Origin of the sequence: Microbacterium hatanonis (assembly GCF_008017415.1) — a bacterium.
Classification (GTDB): Bacteria; Actinomycetota; Actinomycetes; order Actinomycetales; family Microbacteriaceae; genus Microbacterium; species Microbacterium hatanonis.
In genome coordinates, this window is sequence record NZ_VRSV01000002.1 from 214,616 (window position 1) to 235,633 (window position 21,018).

At 71.9% G+C, this 21,018-nt stretch carries 17 protein-coding genes; 12 read left to right on the forward strand and 5 right to left on the reverse strand.

The features are described 5' to 3' along the window. Nucleotides 1-43: 43 nt before the first annotated feature. From FVP77_RS11200 to FVP77_RS11220, 5 genes are all read left to right on the forward strand, one after another. Nucleotides 44-1,939: a helix-turn-helix domain-containing protein gene (locus FVP77_RS11200; RefSeq protein ID WP_187266911.1), complete on the forward strand. Its 1,896-nt coding sequence runs from the start codon at nucleotides 44-46 to the stop codon at nucleotides 1,937-1,939. A 129-nt stretch (nucleotides 1,940-2,068) separates the two neighbouring features. Further along, the gene (locus FVP77_RS11205) at nucleotides 2,069-3,340 is read left to right on the forward strand and encodes a hydroxymethylglutaryl-CoA reductase, degradative (protein ID WP_147894702.1); all 1,272 of its coding nucleotides are present in this window, start codon (nucleotides 2,069-2,071) and stop codon (nucleotides 3,338-3,340) included. Continuing rightward, the gene (locus FVP77_RS11210; protein WP_147894703.1) at nucleotides 3,337-4,311 is read left to right on the forward strand and encodes a hydroxymethylglutaryl-CoA lyase; all 975 of its coding nucleotides are present in this window, start codon (nucleotides 3,337-3,339) and stop codon (nucleotides 4,309-4,311) included. The genes FVP77_RS11205 and FVP77_RS11210 overlap by 4 nt, the downstream gene beginning before the upstream one ends. Further along, the gene (locus tag FVP77_RS11215) at nucleotides 4,308-5,531 is read left to right on the forward strand and encodes a CaiB/BaiF CoA transferase family protein (protein WP_147894704.1); all 1,224 of its coding nucleotides are present in this window, start codon (nucleotides 4,308-4,310) and stop codon (nucleotides 5,529-5,531) included. Before FVP77_RS11210 ends, FVP77_RS11215 begins: the two co-directional genes overlap by 4 nt. Further along, nucleotides 5,528-6,340 carry an FAS1-like dehydratase domain-containing protein gene (locus FVP77_RS11220; protein WP_222707724.1) on the forward strand — a complete coding sequence of 271 codons (813 nt, stop codon included), beginning with the start codon at nucleotides 5,528-5,530 and terminating at the stop codon, nucleotides 6,338-6,340. The genes FVP77_RS11215 and FVP77_RS11220 overlap by 4 nt, the downstream gene beginning before the upstream one ends. 3 nt (nucleotides 6,341-6,343) lie before the next feature. Here the strand turns inward: FVP77_RS11220 and FVP77_RS11225 are convergent, their stop codons facing one another. Together FVP77_RS11225 and FVP77_RS16940 are read right to left on the reverse strand one after the other, a co-directional pair. Then, nucleotides 6,344-7,375: a wax ester/triacylglycerol synthase domain-containing protein gene (locus FVP77_RS11225; protein WP_281290333.1), complete on the reverse strand. Its 1,032-nt coding sequence runs from the start codon at nucleotides 7,373-7,375 to the stop codon at nucleotides 6,344-6,346. 15 nt (nucleotides 7,376-7,390) lie between these two features. After that, a complete protein-coding gene (locus FVP77_RS16940) occupies nucleotides 7,391-7,606 on the reverse strand; it encodes a hypothetical protein (RefSeq protein ID WP_222707726.1) in 216 nt (71 codons plus the stop codon). A 147-nt stretch (nucleotides 7,607-7,753) separates the two neighbouring features. On the opposite strand from FVP77_RS16940, the gene FVP77_RS11230 reads away from it, so the two are divergent. Further along, nucleotides 7,754-9,808, forward strand: coding sequence for an APC family permease (locus tag FVP77_RS11230; RefSeq protein WP_147895640.1), 2,055 nt, complete (start codon nucleotides 7,754-7,756; stop codon nucleotides 9,806-9,808). Between the two features lie 112 nt (nucleotides 9,809-9,920). Here FVP77_RS11230 and FVP77_RS11235 read toward each other — a convergent pair whose 3' ends face one another. Beyond that, nucleotides 9,921-11,180 carry a DUF2254 domain-containing protein gene (locus tag FVP77_RS11235; protein WP_147894705.1) on the reverse strand — a complete coding sequence of 420 codons (1,260 nt, stop codon included), beginning with the start codon at nucleotides 11,178-11,180 and terminating at the stop codon, nucleotides 9,921-9,923. A 9-nt stretch (nucleotides 11,181-11,189) separates the two neighbouring features. Continuing rightward, nucleotides 11,190-11,978 (reverse strand): Pr6Pr family membrane protein, encoded by a 789-nt coding sequence (locus tag FVP77_RS11240; RefSeq protein ID WP_147894706.1) that lies wholly within the window; start codon nucleotides 11,976-11,978, stop codon nucleotides 11,190-11,192. 290 nt (nucleotides 11,979-12,268) lie between these two features. Here FVP77_RS11240 and kdpF point away from each other — a divergent pair, with 290 nt between their 5' ends. From kdpF to FVP77_RS11270, 6 genes are all read left to right on the forward strand, one after another. Next, the gene (gene kdpF / locus FVP77_RS11245; protein ID WP_147894707.1) at nucleotides 12,269-12,358 is read left to right on the forward strand and encodes a K(+)-transporting ATPase subunit F; all 90 of its coding nucleotides are present in this window, start codon (nucleotides 12,269-12,271) and stop codon (nucleotides 12,356-12,358) included. Between the two features lies 1 nt (nucleotide 12,359). Then, the gene (gene kdpA / locus FVP77_RS11250; RefSeq protein ID WP_147894708.1) at nucleotides 12,360-14,042 is read left to right on the forward strand and encodes a potassium-transporting ATPase subunit KdpA; all 1,683 of its coding nucleotides are present in this window, start codon (nucleotides 12,360-12,362) and stop codon (nucleotides 14,040-14,042) included. A gap of 1 nt (nucleotide 14,043) precedes the next feature. Continuing rightward, on the forward strand, nucleotides 14,044-16,254 hold the full coding sequence (gene kdpB, locus FVP77_RS11255; RefSeq protein ID WP_147894709.1) for a potassium-transporting ATPase subunit KdpB: 2,211 nt from the start codon (nucleotides 14,044-14,046) through the stop codon (nucleotides 16,252-16,254). A gap of 11 nt (nucleotides 16,255-16,265) precedes the next feature. Then, the gene (gene kdpC, locus FVP77_RS11260; protein ID WP_147894710.1) at nucleotides 16,266-16,862 is read left to right on the forward strand and encodes a K(+)-transporting ATPase subunit C; all 597 of its coding nucleotides are present in this window, start codon (nucleotides 16,266-16,268) and stop codon (nucleotides 16,860-16,862) included. 118 nt (nucleotides 16,863-16,980) lie between these two features. Continuing rightward, the gene (locus FVP77_RS11265; protein WP_147894711.1) at nucleotides 16,981-19,482 is read left to right on the forward strand and encodes a DUF4118 domain-containing protein; all 2,502 of its coding nucleotides are present in this window, start codon (nucleotides 16,981-16,983) and stop codon (nucleotides 19,480-19,482) included. Further along, nucleotides 19,479-20,153 (forward strand): response regulator, encoded by a 675-nt coding sequence (locus tag FVP77_RS11270; RefSeq protein ID WP_147894712.1) that lies wholly within the window; start codon nucleotides 19,479-19,481, stop codon nucleotides 20,151-20,153. The genes FVP77_RS11265 and FVP77_RS11270 overlap by 4 nt, the downstream gene beginning before the upstream one ends. A gap of 221 nt (nucleotides 20,154-20,374) precedes the next feature. Here FVP77_RS11270 and FVP77_RS11275 read toward each other — a convergent pair whose 3' ends face one another. Beyond that, complete coding sequence (locus FVP77_RS11275; RefSeq protein ID WP_147894713.1) at nucleotides 20,375-20,866, reverse strand: hypothetical protein; 492 nt, start codon at nucleotides 20,864-20,866, stop codon at nucleotides 20,375-20,377. Nucleotides 20,867-21,018: the final 152 nt, after the last annotated feature.

The following is a 21,018-nucleotide window of genomic DNA, read 5'->3' on the forward strand; positions in this document are numbered from 1 at the left end:
GCGCTGACCACACGGCAGCCGCCCATTGATGAACAATGGGCACATGCCTTCTCCCTCCGCCCCGCTCGACGCCGAGGCCGCGAGGCTGCTGGTCGCCGCCGTCACCGGCACCTCGCCCGAGGCCGTCGAGCGCGTGGGCGGGCTCCCCGGCGCCGAGGGGTTCCTCCCCGCCGTTCAGGCGGCTCGGCGCGAGGTCGAGGGCCTGCGCCGACGCGAGAACGAGCTCTCGGCGCTGTTCTCCAGCGCCCGCGAGCTCGCGGGCGTCCGCGACACCGACGCGGTGCTCCGCCGGCTCGTCGAGCGCGCCCACGAAATGCTCGGCTCCGACGTCACGTACCTCTCCGACCTCGATCCCATCACGGGCGCCCTCCGCGTCCGCGCCACGTACGGGGCGGTCACCGCGGCGTTCCGCGAGCTCGTCGTCCCGCCCGGACGAGGACTCGTCGGGGCGATCGTGGAGACCGGCGCACCGCTCGCGGTGAGCCGGTACGACGATTACGCCTCCGACCGGCACGAACCGGTCGTCGACGACGCCGTCGACGCCGAGGGGATCGTGTCGATGCTCGGCGTACCCCTGCGCACCGAGACGGCGGTGCTCGGCGTGCTCTTCGTGGCCATGCGGCAGGAGAGGGCGTTCTCGCCCGATCAGATCGCACTGCTGTCGGCGCTCGCCGACCACGCGTCGGTCGTGCTGCAGACCGCCGGTACGCTCCGGTCGCTGCAGAGGTCGGAGGAGGAGGCCCGTGCCGCGCTGGAGCAGCTCTCGTCCCACCTCGTCGAGCGCGACCGCGCCAACACCGTGCACCAGCAGTTGGTCTCCGCGGTCCTGGGCGGCGGGGGCTTCACGCGCATCGCCGAGACCCTCGCCGACACCCTCGGCCGCGCCGTGCGGATCGTCGACGAGCGCGGCGATCAGCGCGCGGCGGTCGGAGACACCGACGGCCTCTCCCGCGACGACGCCGGAGCCGCCCTCGCCGCCGCCGCGGAGACCAGCCGGGGTTCCGGTCACGCCGAGCCCATCGCCTCCCCGTCGGGTCAGCGCGTGGTCGCGGCACTCGCGGCCGGCACGCGGTCGTTCGGGGCGGTGCACATCGAGGCCGGCGCGTTCGAGCTCGGCGCCGTCGACCTGCGCACCGTCGAGCGGGCGGCACAGGTGGGCGCCCTGCTCGCCCTGTCGGAGGAGGCCGTGGCCGAGTCGCAGCAGCGCCAGCACCTCGACCTCGTCGCCGACATCGTGCGCGATGCCACCGAACGACGCGGCGATGTCGCCGCGCGTCTGCGACGCCTCGGTCTCGACCTCGACACTCTCGACCGCCTTCTCCTCGTCGTCGTCCCCGGCGACCGAAGACTCGACGCCCTGAGGCTGCTCACCCGGCGGATCGGCGCCTCCGGCCTCGTGGGCGACATCGACGGCACCCTCGTCGTCCTCGCGGACGGTGCACGGACGCAGCCGGATGCTGCGGCCACCCGACGGGCGGTCGGCGACCTCGTCGGCGCATCGGTCATCGTGGTCGAGGGTCCGCGCACGGGGGCGATCGGGAAGCGCTACGACCTCGCCCGGCGGGCTCTGCGCATCGTCGGCGCCCTCGGCATCGCCGACGGCGCCGTCACGACGGACGAGCTCCTCCCCTACGCGGCCGTCCTCGACGCCGACCAGGCCGCGCTCCAGGGCTTCCTCGACGCGGCCATCGGCCCGGTGCGCGCGTACGACGCGGAACGCGGCACGGAACTGCTGGCCACGCTCCGCGCGTTCGTGCGGCACGGCGGCAGTCCGACACGCGCGGCGCGTGCGCTGGTGTTCCACCCGAACACCATCCTCCAACGACTCGAACGCCTCGACCGCGTGCTCGGCGAGGGCTGGCGCGCCGACGAGAGGCTGTTCCGGCTGTCGCTGGCCGTGAGGCTCGATGAGCTGCGGGAACAGCTCGGATCGCGCTAGCTCGATGAGGTGTGCCCAACACCCACTTGTGAGCCGCCTCGATGAGGCAACGTGACATAGTTCGACCCGGGTGACCTCCCTAGGCTGAGAGCCGACGCGACCGCGAGGCCGCGCGAACGAGGAGGATCAGTGACGATCAACAGCAGGCTCTCCGGGCTTCGCGACCACACCCCCGACGAGCGGCTCGCCCTCGTCGCCGCGGCCGCCGGTCTCGAGCCCGACGCCCTCTCCTCCCTGCGCGACGGCCTGCGTCTCGAGCAGGCCGACCACATGGTCGAGAACGTCGTCGGCATGATCGGCGTCCCCGTCGGGGTCGCGACGAACTTCACGATCGACGGCGCGGACCGCCTCGTGCCGATGGCCACGGAGGAGCCGAGCGTCGTCGCCGCCGCATCGAACGCGGCCCGCATCGCCCGGGTGCACGGCGGATTCCAAACCTCCCACTCCGGCGACGTGATGATCGCGCAGGTGCAGGTGCTCGACACCGTCGACCCGGAGGGCGCGCGGATGCGGCTCCTGGAAGCGCGCGACGAGCTGCTCGACCTCGCCGACGCGCAAGACCCCGTTCTCGTGCGGTTCGGCGGTGGCGCCCGCGACGTCTCGGTGCGCGTGCTCCCGACCCGCGCGGGCGTGCACGTCGTGCTGCACCTCCACGTCGACGTCCGCGACGCGATGGGCGCGAACGCCGTCAACACCATGGCCGAGGCGATCGCGCCCCGGGTGGCGGAGATCGCCGGCGGGCGCACGCTGCTGCGGATCCTCAGCAACAAGGCCGACCTCCGGCTCACGCGGGCACGGGCGGTCTTCGACGCCGAGCTGCTCGGCGGGCCGCAGGTCGTCGACGACATCGTCGCCGCATCCGCCTTCGCCGAGGCCGACCCCTACCGGGCCGCGACGCACAACAAGGGGATCATGAACGGCATCACCGCCGTCGTGCTCGCCACCGGGAACGACACGCGCGCCGTCGAGGCGGGGTGCCACTCGCACGCGGCCCGCGACGGCGGTTACCGCGCGCTCTCGCGCTTCGAGAAGGACGCCGACGGCAACATCGTCGGCACTCTGGAGGTGCCCCTCGCCGTCGGGCTCGTCGGCGGCGCCACGCGCGCGCACCCGGCAGCCCAGGCCGCGGTGACACTGCTCGGCGTCGAGACGGCCCGGCAGCTCGCCGCCGTCGTCGCAGCGGTCGGGCTCGCCCAGAACCTGGCGGCATGTCGAGCCCTGGCGGCCGAGGGCATCCAGCGCGGCCACATGTCGCTGCACGCACGCACGATCGCCGCGAGCGCCGGCGCGACGGTCGAGGAGGTCGGTGCCGTCGCCGAGCGCATCGTCGCCGAACGGCGCATCGGCGTCGAGGCCGCGCGCGAGGTGCTCGCCGAGCTGCGCGAGGGGTCTCGGGTATGAGCGGATCGCCGCAACCGGTGCGCGTGCCGCTCGACGGCCTGCCCGCGCGGGTCACCGTCTACGAGGTCGGCCCGCGCGACGGACTGCAGGCCGAGACCGACCTCGTCCCCACCGCCGCCAAGGTGGAGCTCTGCCACCGGCTGTACGACGCCGGTGTGCGCGACCTCGAGGTGACGAGCTTCGTGCCGCCGTCGTGGATCCCGCAGCTCGCCGACGCCGCCGACGTGGTCGCCGCGCTCGACGTCGCCCCAGGCTCGCGCGCCGTCGCGCTCGTGCCTAACCTGCGCGGCCTCGAGCGCGCGTGGCAGAGCGGCCTCGACGACGTCGCGGTCGTCGTCAGCGCGACCGAGGCGTTCGCCCGGGCGAATCTGAACACCGACCGGGCGACCGCGGTCGCCCGGTCCGTTGAGACCACCCGCGCCGCCCGATCGCAGGGCACGCGCGTGCGGGGCTACGTCTCGATGGCGTTCGGCGACCCCTGGGAGGGCGAGGTCGCAGTCGAGGCGGTCGTGTCCGCCGCCGTCGCGCTCCACGCCGCCGGGTGCACCACCGTCGCCCTCGGCGACACGATCGGGGTCGCGACCCCCGGCCAGATCGCCCGCGTCGTCGGCGCGGTTCTCGACGCCGGCGTTCCGGTGGCGGGTCTCGCGCTGCATCTGCACGACACGTACGGTCAGTCGCTCTCGAACGTGCTCGAGGCGCTGCGCATGGGCGTCGCCGAGTTCGACTCGTCGGTCGGCGGCCTCGGCCGATGCCCCTATGCGAAAGGCGCGACCGGCAACCTCGCGACCGAAGACCTCGTCTGGATGCTGCACGGCCTCGGCATCGAGACAGGCCTCGACCTCGACGCGCTGGCCGCCACCACCGCCTGGCTCGCCGGCGTACGCGGGCGCCCCGCCCCCTCCCGCGTCGCGCGGGCCCTGAACGCCGCGACCACCGATCCCGCCACCCAGGAAGCCCCCGCCACATGAGCCTCCCCACCACCCCCGGCGCCCTCAGCGGCGTGCTCGTCCTCGACCTCTCGCGCGTGCTCGCGGGGCCGTTCGCCGCCCAGATGTTCGCCGACTTCGGAGCGACCGTCGTCAAGATCGAGAACCCGCGCGACCCCGACGTCGCCCGCGGCTTCCCGCCGTACCTGCGCGACGGCGAGGAGGAGTTCAGCGGCTACTACGGCCAGTACAACCGCGGCAAGCTCGGAATGGCCCTCGACCTCGCCGCCCCCGGCGGGGCCGACGTGCTGAAAGACCTCGTCGCGAAGGCCGACGTGCTGGTCGAGAACTTCCGCCCCGGCACGATGGCGAAGCTCGGACTCGGATACGAGGTGCTGCGCGAGATCAACCCGCGACTGGTCTACCTCGCCATCTCCGGCTACGGCCAGACCGGGTCGCGCAGCCGCCGCCCGGCCTTCGACAACACCGCCCAGGCCGCCGGCGGCATGTGGTCGATGAACGGCTACCCCGACCAGCCGCCGGTCCGCGTCGGCGTGACCATCGGCGATCTCTCGGCGTCCCTGTTCGGCGTCATCGGAGCACTGGCGGCACTGCGGCACGCCGAGCGCACCGGCGTGGGCCAGCTCGTCGACGTCGCCCAGGTCGACAGCATCCTCGCCCTCACCGAGACAGCCGTCGTCGACTACACCGTGGACGGGAAGGTCGCGAGCCCGGCGGGCAACGCGCACGCCTGGGTCCGGCCCTACGAGCTCTTCGACTGCGCCGACGGCCAGGTGTTCTTCGGTGCCTACACCGACAAGCTGTGGCGCGCGGCGTGCGACCTGTTCGGCACGCCCGAGGTCGCGTCCGACCCCGAGATCGACACGATGCGCAAGAGATTCGACGCCGAGGTCTACGAGCGGCGGGTGAAGCCGATCGTCGCCGGATGGGTCGCGAGTCGCACGAAGGCGGAGCTGGAAGACCTCGCCGGCGACGTCGTGCCCCTCACGGCGATCAAGACGATCGGCGAGGTCGTCGACGACCCCGGCACGGCGGAACGCGACATGGTCGTCTCGGCCGACTACGGCGATCTGGGCACGCTCCGCATGTTCGGCCAGCCCGTCAAGCTCAGCGAGACCCCCGCGCTGCCCGCCCGCCCCGCGAACCGCTTCGCCGAGCACGCCGACGCGGTGCTGACCGGTGTCGCGGGCTACGACGCGGCGCGCATCGCCGACCTGCGCTCCACCGGGGCGCTGCCGTGACGGTCACGCGCTCCGCGGTGATCGACCCCTCGACCGTCGAGGCCTACCGCGGCACGTTCGCCGCGGCCGAGGCTCCCCTGCACGTCGGAGACGACCTGCCCGCCGGCTGGGAGGGAGTCTCCTTCCCGTTCGCGGTGCCGCTCGCCGACCTGCGCCCCGACGGCACCCCCGCGCGCGACGGGGTCGTTCCCGAGATCGACCTCCCCCGTCGCATGTACGCGGGGGAGGACACCGAGTTCGTCTCAGTCGTCCGCCTCGGCGACACCGTGCGACAGACGACGGCGCTCGGCCCGGTCGTCGAGAAGACCGGACGCAACGGCCGGCTCACGTTCGTCGACGTCGAACGCGAGTACGCCGTCGACGGCGCGGTCGCGATCCGCAGCGTGTGGCACGACGTCTTCCTCGAGGACGCGGGCTCGCCGGCGCGCGATCCGAGGCGCGATCCCGCGGCCGCAGCATCCGCCGAGTGGATCGAGACCGTCACCCTCGACATCCGCCAGCTGTTCCGGTTCTCGGCCCTCACCTTCAACACCCACCTCATCCACTACGACCGCGCCTGGGCACGTGAGCGGGAGGGTCTTCCCGATCTGCTCGTGCACGGCCCGCTGACCAGGATCCTGATGATGGATGCTGCGCGCCGCCGCACGCCCGGGCGCACACCCCGCCGGCTCTCGGTGCGCGCCGTGGCGCCGGTGCTGGTCGACCGCGAGATCCGCTTCGCAGGACGCAGCGGCGACGACGCGACGACCGTCACCGCCCTCGACGCCGACGACGTCGTACTGGCCGTCGCCGAGGTCGCCTGGGCGTGACGCTCAGGTCGGGGCGAGCGCCTCGAAGGCGTCGTGCGTCGCGTCGGCGAGGCCGGTGACGTCGGCGACGGCGGTCGGGTCGACGCAGAAGCCGACGCCCATCCGGTCGGCACTGGAGATGGCCGAGATGCGCAGGGCGTGGTGGGCCGCGGGCTCCGATGACGTGTAGAGCCGCTCCACCCGCCGACCCGACACCACGACGGCGGTGCGGGGTCCCGGCACGTTCGAGATCGCGACGCCGAACTCCCGGGGATTGTCGGCGACGGCCCGCGCGAGGCTCCCCGCCCGGCCGAGCGCGCGGAAGAGATCGTCCATCAGCGCGGCGTCGTGGTCGAGCTTGCGGACGCGGGTCTGCGCGCTGATGCCGTCGAGGCGTCGCAGATCGTCGCTCTCCTGCAGGAGCAGGTCGACGTTCAGGAACGAATCGCGGTTGCCCGCCCCGGCGTCCTCCCCCGCGACGCGCAGGCTCACCGGGATCTGCGCGCGCAGGCGCGGGAGGGCGTGTCCTCGGGCCTGCGGGAGCCCGCTGATCCACCGGCGCAGCCCCCCGGCGACGACGGCGAGCAGCACGTCGTTGACGGTCGCATGCTCCGGGCGGGCCGCGCCGACGGCCCGGAGTGCGTCGAGCGGAAGATCGGCGAAGGCGAGCGCCCTCTCCCGGGTGATCGGCCGATCGAACGGCGAGCGCGCCCCGGGGCGGCCGAGCTCACGCGCGAGCGCCCCGGGCATGCGCTCCCACTCGAGCCAGCGGGGGATCGGAGGAGCCGCCGCGCGCACCCCGACCGGATGCACCGGAACGTCATGGGGATCGAAGAGCACCGCGTCGAGGAACCGGACGCCGCCGATCCCGTCGGCCATCGCGTGGTGCAGCCGCACCGCGACGGCGTGCCGGCCGTCGTGGAGCGGACCGACCAGGTCGACCGTCCACAGCGGCCGCGAACGGTCGAGGTGCTGCGACATGAGCTCCCCCACCACGCGACGGAGGTCTTCGGGGGTCCCGGCCGAGCGACGCCGCACGTGATGGTCGAGGTCGATGCGCTCGACCCTCTGCTACACCGGACCCGACGGGCCCGCCTCGACGCGATCGAGCGCTCGGGGGAAGCGGTCGAGGCCGGCGAGGATGCGCTCGCCGACCGCGCCGGCGTCGAGCGGAGCGCCCGGTTCGAGCACGAGCAGTTTCAGGGTGTGGCCGAGCACCGAGTCGGACTCGAGGGCCAGGATGCGGGCGTCGTCGGCCGCCAGCGGCCGCGTCGCATCCCCGTTCACGACCACAGCTTGCCAGTCGCGTTCAGCCGTTGTACACCGCGCCGTGCGCGCCGCGTTGCGGAGGAGTTCGAAACCAGCGTAGTGTCGCGCGTCGTGACTGATGAAAGTCGCGACTCCGGCGAGGACGTGCCGGTCGCGCAGACCCCCATGGCGAAACGCCTGCTGATCGGCGACCCGCTGACGTCGGAGAAGCTCGACGACCAGCTTCTCCCGAAGAAGATGGCGCTGCCGATCTTCGCCTCCGACGCTCTGTCGTCGGTCGCGTACGCGCCGCAGGAACTGCTGATGATCCTGCTCATCGGGGGTACGGCGCTGCTGACCTTCAGCCCCTGGGTCGCGGGCGCCGTCGTGCTGGTGCTCGTGGTCGTGGTCACGAGCTACCGGCAGCTGATCAAGGCCTATCCCTCGGGCGGCGGCGACTACGAGGTCGCGCGCACGAACCTGGGCGAGATACCCGGCGTCATCGTCGGGGCGGCCCTGCTGGTCGACTACATCCTGACCGTCGCGGTGTCGGTCGCGTCCGGCGTCGACAACATCATCTCGGCGATCCCCGAGCTCAACCCGTTCCGCATCGAATTCGCCGTCGGGTTCGTCGTGCTGATCGTCATCGTGAACCTGCGCGGGGTGCGCGAAGCATCCGCGGTCTTCGCGATCCCCACCTACCTCTTCATCGGTTCGGTCGCGCTCATGATCGTGGTGGGCCTGGCCCGCACGGTCGCCGGCGACCCGCCCGTCGCCTCGAGCGCCGACTACGCCGTGCAGGCGGAGTCGCTCACGCAAGCGGCGATGATCCTGCTGGTGCTGCGCGCCTTCTCGAGCGGATGCTCCGCCCTCACCGGCGTCGAGGCCGTCTCGAACGGCGTGCCCGCGTTCCGCAAGCCGAAGATCCGCAATGCGCAGACGACGCTGAGCCTCATGGGCATCATCGCGATCGTGCTGTTCGTGGGCCTGACGATCGTCGCGCTCGTCTCGGGCGTGCGTTACGCCGAAGACCCCTGCCACCTCGTCGGCTTCGACTGCACGCAGCCCCAGCCGAGCCTCATGGCGCAGGTCGCCGCGGCGACCTTCGGCATGGGCAGCATCCCGTTCTTCGTCATCCAGGCCGCGACCGCCTGCGTGCTGCTGCTGGCGGCCAACACCGCCTTCAACGGCTTCCCGCTGCTGGGGTCGACCCTCGCCCGCGACGGCTACGCCCCGAAGTCGCTCAACACCCGCGGCGACCGGCTGGTCTACTCCAACGGCATGATCGTTCTCGGCATCGTCGCGATCATCGTGCTGATCGTCTATCAGGCCGATCAGACCGACCTCATCCAGCTCTACATCATCGGCGTGTTCGTCTCGTTCTCCCTGGGCCAGATCGGAATGGTGCGGCACTGGCGCCGCGCGCTGCGGGGCCTGCAAGACCTGACGCCCGAGGCGGCGAAGCAGGACTCGGCGCGATACGAACGGCGCTCGGCGATCAGCGGACTGATCATCAACGCCATCGGCGCGGGCCTGACGGTGGCCGTGCTCATCATCGTCACGATCACGAAGTTCACCCACGGTGCGTGGCTGGTGTTCCTCGCGATCCCGATCCTCGCGGTGCTGATGGTGGGCGTGAACCGCTACTACCGCGACGTCGAGCACGAGATCGAGATGGACGACACGGTGCACTTCGGGGCCGAGGGCGACGTCGCGATCGTGCTGGTGAACCGCTTGCAGAAGCCCATCGTGAAGGCGATCGACTACGCCCTGGCCGCGAACCACGAGAAGACGCTCGCGGTGCACGTCGCCGTCAACGAGGCCGATGCCGCCCGGCTGCAGAAGGACTGGGCGGAGCACGAGGTGCCGGTACCGCTCGTCATCATCGACTCGCCCTACCGGGCCTACACGTCGCCGGTCGCCGGCTTCATCCAGAAGTACCGCGAGAAGCACGGCTCATCGGTGGTGACGGTCTACCTGCCGCAGTACATCGTGGGGCACTGGTGGGAGGCGTTCCTGCACAACCGCAGGGCCCGCCGCCTGGCGAACCAGCTCATGCTGCTGCACGGCGTCTCGATCACGCTCGTTCCGTGGCTGCTCGACTCGTCGGAGATCATCTACGGTCGGCGATCCCGCCCGCTCCCGGGCCAGCAGCGCGGCGGCCAGCCGATGCCGGAGGTCGGGCACCGCCCGCACCACCTGTCGCGCGGCTCCGACGAGACGCCGCCGTCCGCCGGATAGCGCGGCCCCGCCGCATCCATTCGCCCTGAGAGCCCAGAACACCCGGACGCGCACATCGCGCGCTCCGGGGGTTCTGGGCTTTCGACGTGGGTAGACGGATGCGGGGCCCGACTCAGCGAGCCCGGAGGGCCCACGCCTCGCGCGCCGCCGAGCGGACGATGCGGAAATCGTCGCGGTGCATGGCCCGCTTCGCGCGACGCAGCGCATCGTCGGCGGCCGCGATGAAGACGTGGCGATGCTGCGCCGATACCGCAGCGAGGCCTGCCAGGCACTTCTGCAGCCGGATCTGCACCTCGACGATGCCGGCGCCGTCGCGGGCGAGGGGCCGCACGGCATCGGTCACGAGCGTCTCGAGCCGGGGCGCCTCGATCCAGACGTGCTCGAAGTGCACCTCGGGGTCGGGGTCGGCCTCGAGGGCGACCGTGAAGACGCGATGGAAGGCGGAGACGACCTCGATGGCCGTGCCCGGGTCGTTCGTCGCGGGCGAGAGTGCGCGGCTGCCGATCTCGGCGAGCGCGATCACACCGAGGCGCGGATCCTGCTCGTAGTCGCGGTGCGGCGTCAGCCGGAACGCGCGGCGCATGGCGGACAGCCCCGCCTCGTCGACGGCGCCCGACACGTGAGCGAGCGGATGCAACCGGTCAGCCTGGCGCCCTGGTGTCGTGCCGACGAACACCTGCGCCCCGGCCTTGCCCGCCTCGCGGTCGAGAGCGGCGACGTCGATCCGGGTGACGTACCCGACCTCGTCCGCCCAGAGCGGCACCGCGTCGACCGGCACCGCGGTGAGGGGCCTCGCCCCCAGCGTGGGCGCGGCGGCGTAGGCCGTGAGCGACGCGGCCGCAGCACGCTCGACACGATCGATCACGTCGGCCATGCGGCCGAACTGGGCGAGGTGGGCGATCCATCGCATCAGCGTGACGACGATGACGGCGACGATCACCAGGGTGCCCAGGAACAGGATCGTGCGCCCCTGGTCGTTGTAGTAGCCGGTGGAGAGGGCGATGATCCCCACCATCGAGAAGACGAATGCGCCCACGAAGGTCGACAGGGCGTTCTGCGAGGTCGGGTCGGCGATCAGCAGCTGGGTCGACCGCGGGGTCGCGATGGTCGTCGCCGACGAATACGCGGTGACCATCGCCGTGATGGAGAACGTGGTCGCCGTGAGCATCGCGGTCGCGATGATCTGCAGGAGCGAGCCGACGGAGTTCTGGCCGAGCTCGATCACGAGGCGGAAGGGCACGACCGCGCCGATGAAGCCGGCGGCGAGCGCGAACAGGACGGCGATGAGGGCGAACAGGGTCGCGCGCACCCATACCGTGCGCGTCAACCTCGCCAGGAAGGATCCGATCGTGCCGCGGGGACGTGAGGACATCGGATCACCCTAGCCGCGCCTCCGCGGGGCGCTGACGTCGAGGTCGCGCCCGCGCCTGCGTCCCACGGCGACGACGACCAAGGCCGCGAGGAGGACGACGAGCCCGATGAGCCCGACGAAGCCGGCGACGGTGACGTATCCGCCGGGCTGGTACGGGTTGAGGAAGGGGTAGGGATACCAGTACGGCACCCCGGTCAGGGTGTTGGTCACCAGGTTCGCACGCGCCAGCGTATAGACGACCCACGCGGCGGGGAAGGCCAGAATCCACGCGACGCGCGACCACGGCAGGGCCCGCCGATTCGGGCCGAGGAAGAGGTCGAGCACGAAGAACGACGGCACGATCCCGTGGAGGATCACGCTCGCCCACGGCAGGATCGCGTTGCGCGCCATGGGCATGCCGGGCACGTTCACGTTGTAGACGACACCCGTGACGAAGATGCACGTCGTCGCCGCGGCGAGAGCCATCGCCAGCGGTGCCGGTTCGCGGCGGCCGCCGCGGGCGATCCAGAACCAGACGGCCGCCCACAGCAGCACGACGGCCGCGGCCGAGTTCGACACCATGGTGAAGAAGCCGAAGTAGTTCGCCGCCACCGTCGGCACATGACGGTCGCCCTCGATGGCGCCGCGGATCACCACCTCCGCAGGAGCCGCAACGCCGACGACGGCCGTGATGGCCGCCGCCACGCGCAGCATCGTCCAGGTCTGCGCCCACTCGTTCGATCGCAGCGCGGTGGCGATCATGCGACCCGCCGCACGCGCGCGGGTGCCGCGGATCGGCGTCGGCCGCCCATCGTCCACCAGGACCTCCCCCGGTCGTCGACTCGGCCTGTCGGTGCCATTATGGCTCCCGCCGTAGGCGGTCCGTGAGGGCTTGCGCCGGGGCCGTATGGATTCCGTGAGGACGGGCGGATGCGGCGTCGCAGCGCGGTTGCATCGGAACCGTGACCCGGGGATAGCGCCGGGTCGCCCGCGCGCAGCAGCGCGGCCGCACCGTCTTGAGGAGCTCCCGTGCTCGATGTCGTCTACATCGCCGCGACGATCGTGCTGTTCGCACTCGTCGCCCTGATCGCCCGGGGGGTCGAGCGGCTATGACGTTCTTCTCCCTGCTCGCCGGCGTGCTGGCGATCGGCGCCGTGGTCTACCTCGTCGTCGCCCTCGTGCGACCGGAGAGGTTCTGAGGTGACCGCCGAACAGTTCTGGTTCGCCGTCCTCCAGGCCGGCGCCCTCGCCCTCCTCCTCGCGCTCGCCTACCGTCCGGTCGGCGACTACATCGCACACGTCTACACCTCGGCGAAAGACCTCGCCGTCGAGCGGGGCACCTACCGCCTCATCGGCGTCGACCCGCGCTCCGCCCAGACCTGGCAGGCCTACCTCCGCGGGGTGCTGCTCTTCTCTTTCGTGGGGGTCGTGGTCGTCTACGCCCTCCAGCGCCTGCAGTCCTTCCTGCCGTACGCGCTGGGACTGTCCGCGCCGAGCGAACCGCTCGCGTTCAACACGGCCGTATCGTTCGTGACGAATACGAACTGGCAGTCGTACTCTCCCGAGCTCACGCTCGGCTACACCGTGCAGTTCGCCGGCCTCGCCGTGCAGAACTTCGTCTCGGCCGCCGTCGGCATCGCGGTGGCCATCGCGCTGGTGCGCGGCTTCGCCTATCGCCGGTCGGGCACGATCGGCAACTTCTGGGTCGACCTCGTGCGCGGCACCTACCGGGTGCTGCTGCCCTTCTCGGTCATCGCGGCGATCGTGCTGCTCGCCGGCGGCGTGATCCAGAACTTCGCGGGCTTCACCGACGTGACGACCGTGGCCGGAGCCACGCAGTCGATCCCGGGCGGGCCGGTTGCCAGCCAAGAGGCGATCAAGCTCCTCGGCACCAACGGCGGCGGGTTCTTCAACGCAAACTCCTCGCACCCGTTCGAGAACCCGGCGCCCTGGACGAGCATGTTCGAGATCTTCCTCATGCTCGTGATCCCCTTCTCCCTCCCCCGTGCATTCGGACGGATCGTCGGCGACGACCGGCAGGGCTACGCGATCCTCGCCGTCATGGCAGGCATCTTCCTCGCCTCCCTCGTGCTCGTCACGTGGGCCGAGGCGGCCGCAGGCGGCACCGCCCCCCAGCTCGCCGGAGCCGCGATGGAGGGCAAAGAGACACGGTTCGGGCTCTTCGGCTCGACGCTGTTCGGCTCCACGTCGACCCTCACCTCGACCGGCGCGGTCAACTCGATGCACGACAGCTACACCGCTCTGGGCGGAATGATGCCGATGATCAACATGATGCTGGGCGAGATCGCCCCCGGCGGAGTCGGCTCGGGCCTGTACGGGATGCTGGTGATCGCCGTGATCGCGGTATTCGTCGGCGGCCTCCTCATCGGGCGCACCCCCGAATACCTCGGCAAGAAGATCGGCCCGCGCGAGATCAAGCTCGCGAGCCTCTACATCCTCGTGACCCCGATCCTCGTGCTCGTCGGCACGGCGCTGAGCTTCGCAATCCCGGCCGTCCGCTCCGACGTCGAGACCACATCGATCTGGAATCCCGGCATCCACGGCCTGAGCGAAGTGCTCTACGCGTTCACGTCGGCAGCCAACAACAACGGCTCCGCCTTCGCCGGCCTCACCGCGAACACCCCGTGGCTCAACACCGCGCTCGGTGTCGCGATGCTGCTCGGCCGCTTCGTGCCCATCGTGCTCGTGCTCGCGCTGGCGGGCTCGCTCGCCGCGCAGGACAAGGTGCCGTCGACCGTCGGAACGCTCCCGACGCACCGTCCCCAGTTCGCGGGGCTCCTCGCGGGCGTCGCGGTGATCATCACCGCTCTCACCTACTTCCCGGTCCTCACCCTCGGACCCCTCGCCGAAGGACTCTCCTGACATGTCCACCACCGCCATCCCGGTCCCCGATCCCGTCGAAGGGCGCGCACCGATCCCTGATCCCGCCGAAGGGTCGACGACCCGCGGCCCGCAGCGCGCCTTCGGCGTGGCCCAGCTCGTCGAAGCGCTCCCGGGAGCGCTGATCAAGCTCAACCCGGCCGCCCTCTGGCGCAACCCCGTGATGTTCCTCGTGTGGGTGGGCGCGGCCCTGACCACCCTCATCGCGATTGCCGAGCCGTTCCTCGGCGGCCCCGAAGCCTCCGGCGGCACCGCCGTGCCCGCCGGTTTCACGTGGGGCATCGCGGTCTGGCTCTGGCTGACGGTGCTGTTCGCGAACCTCGCCGAGTCGGTGGCCGAGGGCCGCGGCAAGGCGCAGGCCTCGGCGCTGCGCCAGACCCGCACCACGACGAGCGCCCGGCGGGTGGTCGGATACGACGCGTCATCGGATGCGGCGGCCACCGCAGCATCGATCGTCGAGGCACCGTCGGCCGACCTCACCCTCGGTGACGTCGTGGTGGTGACCGCGGGCGAGCTCATCCCCGGCGACGGCGACATCGTCTGGGGGATCGCCACGGTGGACGAGTCGGCGATCACGGGCGAGTCGGCCCCGGTCGTGCGGGAGTCCGGCGGCGACCGCAGCGCGGTGACCGGCGGCACCCGCGTGCTGTCGGACCGGATCGTCGTGCGCATCACCTCGAAACCCGGTGAGACGTTCGTCGACCGCATGATCGCCCTCGTGGAGGGCGCCTCGCGCCAGCGCACCCCGAACGAGATCGCTCTGAACATCCTGCTGGCGAGCCTGTCGATCGTGTTCGTCATCGTCGTGCTGGCGATGAACCCGATCGCCTCGTACGCGGCGTCGCCGGTCAGCATCCCGGTGCTGATCGCGCTGCTCGTCTGCCTCATCCCCACCACGATCGGGGCGCTCCTGAGCGCCATCGGCATCGCCGGCATGGACCGGCTCGTCCAGCGCAACGTGCTCGCCATGTCGGGCCGCGCCGTCGAAGCCGCGGGCGACGTGACGACGCTGCTCCTCGACAAGACCGGAACGATCACCTACGGCAACCGCCGGGCGACCGACTTCGTGCGCATGCCCGGCGTGCCGGCCGACGACCTCGCCCGCGCCGCCTCGCTCTCGTCGCTCGCCGACCCGACGCCCGAGGGCACCTCGGTCGTCGAGCTGGCCGCGGCGCAGGGGGTCGTCGCGACCCTCCCCGACGGGGCCGTGTCGGTGCCCTTCACCGCTCAGACACGGATGAGCGGTCTCGACCTCCCCGACGGCACCCAGGTGCGCAAGGGCGCTGGCTCCGCGGTTCTCGCCTGGCTGGAGGCGTCCGACGCCGCCCCCTCGACGTCGCTGCGGGCGCAACTCGTGAGCGAGACGGATGCGATCGCCGCCTCGGGCGGCACCCCGCTCGTCGTCGCGACCCTTCGGCAGGCTCAGGGACCGGGGGAGGCGGGCTCGGCGACCGGCACCGTGCTCGGGGTCGTCCACCTGAAGGACGTCGTCAAGGACGGACTGCGCGAACGGTTCGACGAGCTGCGCGCGATGGGCATCCGCACGGTCATGATCACCGGTGACAACCCGCTCACCGCGAAGGCGATCGCCGCCGAGGCGGGCGTCGACGACTTCCTCGCCGAGGCAACCCCCGAAGACAAGCTCGCCCTCATCCAGCGCGAGCAGGAGGGCGGCAACCTCGTCGCGATGACCGGCGACGGCACCAACGACGCCCCCGCGCTCGCCCAGGCCGACGTCGGGGTCGCGATGAACACCGGCACGTCGGCGGCGAAGGAGGCCGGCAACATGGTGGACCTCGACTCCGACCCGACCAAGCTGATCGACATCGTGCGGATCGGCAAGCAGCTGCTCATCACGCGCGGCGCGCTCACGACGTTCTCCCTCGCCAACGACATCGCGAAGTACTTCGCGATCATCCCGGCGATGTTCATGGGGGTCTTCCCCGGTCTCGCCGCGCTCAACGTGATGCAGCTCAGCTCACCGGCTTCGGCGGTGACGAGCGCGATCATCTTCAACGCGCTGGTCATCATCGTGCTGATCCCGCTGGCGCTGCGGGGCGTGCGGTACCGCGCGGCGAGCGCCTCGGCGACCCTCAGTCGCAACCTCGTGATCTACGGCCTCGGCGGCGTGATCGCGCCCTTCATCGGCATCAAGCTCATCGACCTCGTCGTGAGTCTCATCCCGGGCTTCTGAAAGGTCCAGCCATGCGTACCATTGTCCGCACCACCGGCGTCGCCGTCCGCGCGATGCTCGTCTTCACGGTCGTTCTCGGCCTCGGCTACATGCTGCTGATCACCGCGATCGGTCAGCTCGCCCTCCCCGGCCAGGCCAACGGCTCGCTCGTCCGGGACGCCGACGGCCAGGTCGTCGGCTCGTCGTTGATCGGCCAGTCGTTCACCGACGCCGACGGCGCCCCGCTGCCGGAGTACTTCCAGTCGCGGCCGTCCGCGGCGGGCGACGGCTACGACGGCGGGGCCTCGAGCGGGTCGAACTACGGCCCCGAGAACGACGACCTCATCGCCGCGATCGGCGAGCGCCAGGCGACGATCGCCGACCTCGACGGGGTCGCTGCGGCCGGGATCCCCGCCGATGCGGTCACCGCCTCCGGCTCCGGTCTCGACCCCGACATCAGCGTCGCGTACGCCCTCCTCCAGGTCGACCGCGTGGCCGAGGCCCGCGATCTCGACGCGGGAGAGGTACGCGAACTCGTGGAGCGCAGCATCCGCCCCCGCGACCTCGGGTTCCTCGGCGAGCCGCGCGTGAACGTGCTCGAGCTCAACCTCGCGCTCGACGCGCGCTGATGTGCCGCACGCATCCCGCTCCCTGTCGCGCAGGGCGGGTCGCCGGCGACATCTGCGACAGGGGAACGGATGCTGCGCGCCCGCGCACCGCACGAACGGCAGAGATTAGGGTGACGACATGAAACGCGGGCGGTTGCGGGTGCTGCTCGGGGCAGCGCCCGGCGTCGGCAAGACGTACGAGATGCTCGAGGAGGGCAGGCGCCTGCAGGGCGACGGGCGCGACGTCGTCATCGCCGTCGTCGAGACGCACGGCCGGGCGGCGACCGCCGCGCAGACCGCCGGCCTTCCCGAGGTCCCCCGGCGCACGGTGATGCACCGCGGGGTCGAGCTGACCGAGATGGACCTCGACGCCGTCCTCGAGCGGCGCCCCTCGCTCGCCCTCGTCGACGAGCTCGCGCACACGAACGCCCCCGGATCCCGGCACGAGAAGCGCTGGCAGGACGTCGACGACCTGCTCGCCGCCGGGATCGACGTCATCACGACCGTCAACGTGCAGCACATCGAATCGCTCAACGACGTCGTACAGAAGATCACGGGCGTCGAGCAGCGGGAGACGGTGCCGGATGCGGTGGTCCGCGGCGCGGATCAGATCGAGGTCGTCGACCTCGCCCCCGCATCCCTGCGCGACCGCCTGGCTGCGGGCCACGTCTACCCGGCGGAGCGGATCGACGCCGCCCTGTCGAACTACTTCCGCCTCGGCAACCTCACGGCGCTGCGCGAGCTCGCGCTGCTGTGGCTCGCCGACGAGGTCGACAGCGCGCTGAAGACCTATCGCGCCGAGCACGGCATCGAGGGGGCGTGGCAGGCGCGCGAACGCGTCGTCGTGACCCTGACCGGCGGGCCCGAGGGCGAGACGCTCCTGCGGCGGGGCGCCCGGATCGCCGCGCGCTCGGCGGGAGGCGAACTGCTCGCCGTGCACGTCACGAGCCAGGACGGCCTCCGGCAGGCGGCACCCGGGGCACTCGCGGCGCAGCGTGCTCTCGTCGAATCGCTCGGCGGCACATACCACCAGGTCGTCGGCGACGACGTCGCCCGCACGCTCGTCGAGTTCGCGCGATCGGTCAACGCCTCGCAGCTGGTCGTCGGTGTCAGCCGTCGCGGTCGGCTCGCCGCCGCCCTCACCGGGCCCGGTATCGGCGCGACCGTGATCCGCGAGTCGGGCGACATCGACGTGCACATCGTCACGCACGCGGCTGCCGGCGGACGCTTCGCGCTCCCCCGGCTCACCGGCGGCGCCCTCAGCCTGAAGCGCCGCGTGCTCGGCTTCGTCGTGGCCGTCACCGGAGGGCCGCTCCTGTCGTGGCTGCTCTTCGCCACCAGTTCCGACGAGTCGATCACGTCCGACGTGCTCGCCTACCAGCTGCTCGTCGTGATCGTCGCGCTCGTGGGCGGCATCTGGCCGGCGCTGTTCGCGGCCGTGCTGTCGGGCTTCACGCTCGACTTCCTGTTCGTCGACCCACTGTTCACGGTGACGATCGACGACCCGGCGCACGCCCTGTCGCTCGTCCTGTACGTCGTGATCGCGATCCTGGTCAGCTACATCGTCGACCAGGCGGCCCGCCGGGCGCGGGCGGCGCGGCGGGCGCTGGCGGAGTCCGAACTGCTCGCCACCGTGGCCGGCAGCATCCTGCGCGGCGAGAGCGCCGTGCCCGCCCTCGTCAGCCGCACGCGCGAGGCGTTCGGCATGGCCGGGGTGCGTCTGGTCGATGCGTCGGGCGACGTGCTCGCGACCGACGGCGAGCCGTTGCGCGGCGACGCGGCCGTGGCGATCCCGGTCGGTGCGGGCCGCGCGACGCTCGAGCTGCACGGCGGAGACCTGGATGCTGCCGAACGCCGCCTCCTCGACGTCATCGTCGCCCAGCTCGGGGCGGCGATCGAGCACACCGACCTCACCGAGACCGCTCGCGAGGCGGGGATCCTCGCCGAGACCGACTACGTGCGCACCGCCCTCCTCTCGGCCGTCAGCCACGACCTCCGACGCCCGCTCGCCGCGGCGGTCGCCTCGGTCGGGGGCCTCCGGGCCACCGACGTGCGGCTGTCCGAATCCGACCGCGCCGAACTGCTCGCCACCGCCGACGAGAGCCTGCACACGCTCACGGCGCTGGTCACCGATCTCCTCGACGTGAGTCGCGTCCAGGCGGGGGTGCTCGCCGTCTCGCTCGCCCCGGTCGACGCCGCCGACGTCGTGCTGGCCGCGGTCGACGAGCTCGGCCTCGGCCCCGACAGCGTCGAGCTGGCCCTCGATCCCGACCTGCCCGCAGTCTCGGCCGATCCCGTGCTGCTGCAACGCGTGCTCGTCAACGTGCTGGCGAACGCCGCCCGGCACTCGCCCGCCGGCACGCGCGTGCGCGTGGCGACGAGCCGTCTCGCCGGAACCGCGGAGATCCGCGTCGTCGACCACGGGCCCGGGGTCGAGCCCGATCGCCGCAGCGACATGTTCGCCCCCTTCCAGCGCTTCGGCGACACCGACAACAGCACGGGTCTCGGGCTGGGCCTGGCCCTGTCGAAAGGCTTCGCCGAGGGCATGGGCGGTACGCTCACGCCCGAGGACACACCCGGAGGAGGGCTCACGATGGTGATCGCGCTCCCCGTGGCATCGCCCGAGGCGGTCGCGCCGTGAAGGTGCTGATCGCCGACGACGACCCGCAGCTGGTGCGGGCGCTGCGCATCACCCTCGCCGCGCACGGCTACGACGTCGTGGCCGCCTCCGACGGAGCAGCGGCCATCGCCGCGGCCGCGCAGGCGCACCCCGATCTGGTACTGCTCGACCTCGGGATGCCCCGGCTCGACGGGGTGCAGGTGATCGAGGCGATCCGCGGGTGGTCGAGCGTGCCGATCCTGGTCGTCTCGGGGCGCACGGGGTCGGCCGACAAGGTCGACGCGCTCGACGCCGGTGCCGACGACTACGTCACCAAGCCGTTCCAGATCGACGAGCTGCTCGCACGGCTGCGTGCGCTCTCGCGGCGACAGGGCGCGGCGACCGACGAACCGACCGTGCGCTTCGGCGACGTCGTCGTCGACCTCGCGGCGAAGTCGGTCACCCGGGCCGGCACCACCGTGCACCTGACGCCGACGGAGTGGCGGATGCTGGAGTTCCTCGCCCGGAACCCCGGCGCACTCGTCACCCGCCAGACCCTGCTGAAGGAGATCTGGGCCAGCGAGCAGGTGAGCGACTCGGGCTACCTGCGCCTGTACATCTCGCAGCTGCGCAAGAAGCTCGAACGCGACCCCGCGCACCCCGTGCACCTCCTGACCGAGTCGGGCATGGGCTACCGCCTCGTCACCGACTGACCCCGCGCTACGGCCGCCGCTCGCCGAACCTCTGACCGCGAGACGTCATCCCGGATACGAGACTGCAGGCGTAGGTCGCAGTCTCGTATCCGGATTGAGGTTTCGACGACTCGGGCGCGACGCGCGTCAGGCGGGGTCGTCGTCGGGCGGCTCGGGAGACGACGCGGTGGCCTCGACACGGGCGCAGCGCACGGCGTGGAGGATCGTGTGGAGCAGCACGGTCAGCGCCCGCGGGAGGGGCGCACATCGCCCACGCTGAAGCATCCCGGGCAGGGCACGGCGACGAGGTCGCCGACGCGCGGGTCGCCCGGAATGCGCACCACACCCGACACCGCGCCCGAGTTGGCGTCGAGCACCGAGAACGGCTGCTCGTACGCGTGAGAGACGCGGCCGAGGAGCCGCGCCTCCCGCCACAGCGGAGCGTGGAGGCGGAACGTCGCGTCGAGGCGGATGCTGCCCGCATCCGTCTCGGCGATGCGGGCGACCACGACCGTGGTCGAGTCGGTCGACGACACGACGCCCCCCGACATCGGGATCACGGCCGCGCCGGTGTAGACGCAGGGCGTCGCGCAGAGGTCGACGATGCGCAGGAGCGACACCCCCGCGACCACGACGTCGTCGAGGGTGGGGGTCGTGCGCGCCGGCCAGACCTCCCGGTCGAAGGGCGAGGGAAGGCTGTCGCGGAGCGTGGGGAGGATCGACGTGAGGGTCATGTCGTCCGGTCTACGCCCGCTCACCCGGCCCGCCCGCGGTCCTCACGCAATCCGTGCGCGCCCTCCCCCGTTCCTCACGCCTCCCGTGCGCCGCCCGCCCCTGACCGCGAGACTTCATCCCACGCACGAGACTGCGCGCGTCGGAGGAAGTC

Excerpts from the sequence above, each read along its gene's own strand:
- FVP77_RS11200 (WP_187266911.1), top strand. The coding sequence starts at position 44 with ATGCCTTCTCCCTCCGCCCCGCTCGACGCCGAGGCCGCGAGGCTGCTG.
- FVP77_RS11210 (WP_147894703.1), top strand. The coding sequence starts at position 3,337 with ATGAGCGGATCGCCGCAACCGGTGCGCGTGCCGCTCGACGGCCTGCCC.
- FVP77_RS11215 (WP_147894704.1), top strand. The coding sequence starts at position 4,308 with ATGAGCCTCCCCACCACCCCCGGCGCCCTCAGCGGCGTGCTCGTCCTC.
- FVP77_RS11230 (WP_147895640.1), top strand. The coding sequence starts at position 7,754 with ATGGCGAAACGCCTGCTGATCGGCGACCCGCTGACGTCGGAGAAGCTC.
- FVP77_RS11235 (WP_147894705.1), bottom strand. The coding sequence starts at position 11,180 with ATGTCCTCACGTCCCCGCGGCACGATCGGATCCTTCCTGGCGAGGTTG.
- kdpF (WP_147894707.1), top strand. The coding sequence starts at position 12,269 with ATGACGTTCTTCTCCCTGCTCGCCGGCGTGCTGGCGATCGGCGCCGTG.
- kdpB (WP_147894709.1), top strand. The coding sequence starts at position 14,044 with ATGTCCACCACCGCCATCCCGGTCCCCGATCCCGTCGAAGGGCGCGCA.
- kdpC (WP_147894710.1), top strand. The coding sequence starts at position 16,266 with ATGCGTACCATTGTCCGCACCACCGGCGTCGCCGTCCGCGCGATGCTC.
- FVP77_RS11265 (WP_147894711.1), top strand. The coding sequence starts at position 16,981 with ATGAAACGCGGGCGGTTGCGGGTGCTGCTCGGGGCAGCGCCCGGCGTC.
- FVP77_RS11275 (WP_147894713.1), bottom strand. The coding sequence starts at position 20,866 with ATGACCCTCACGTCGATCCTCCCCACGCTCCGCGACAGCCTTCCCTCG.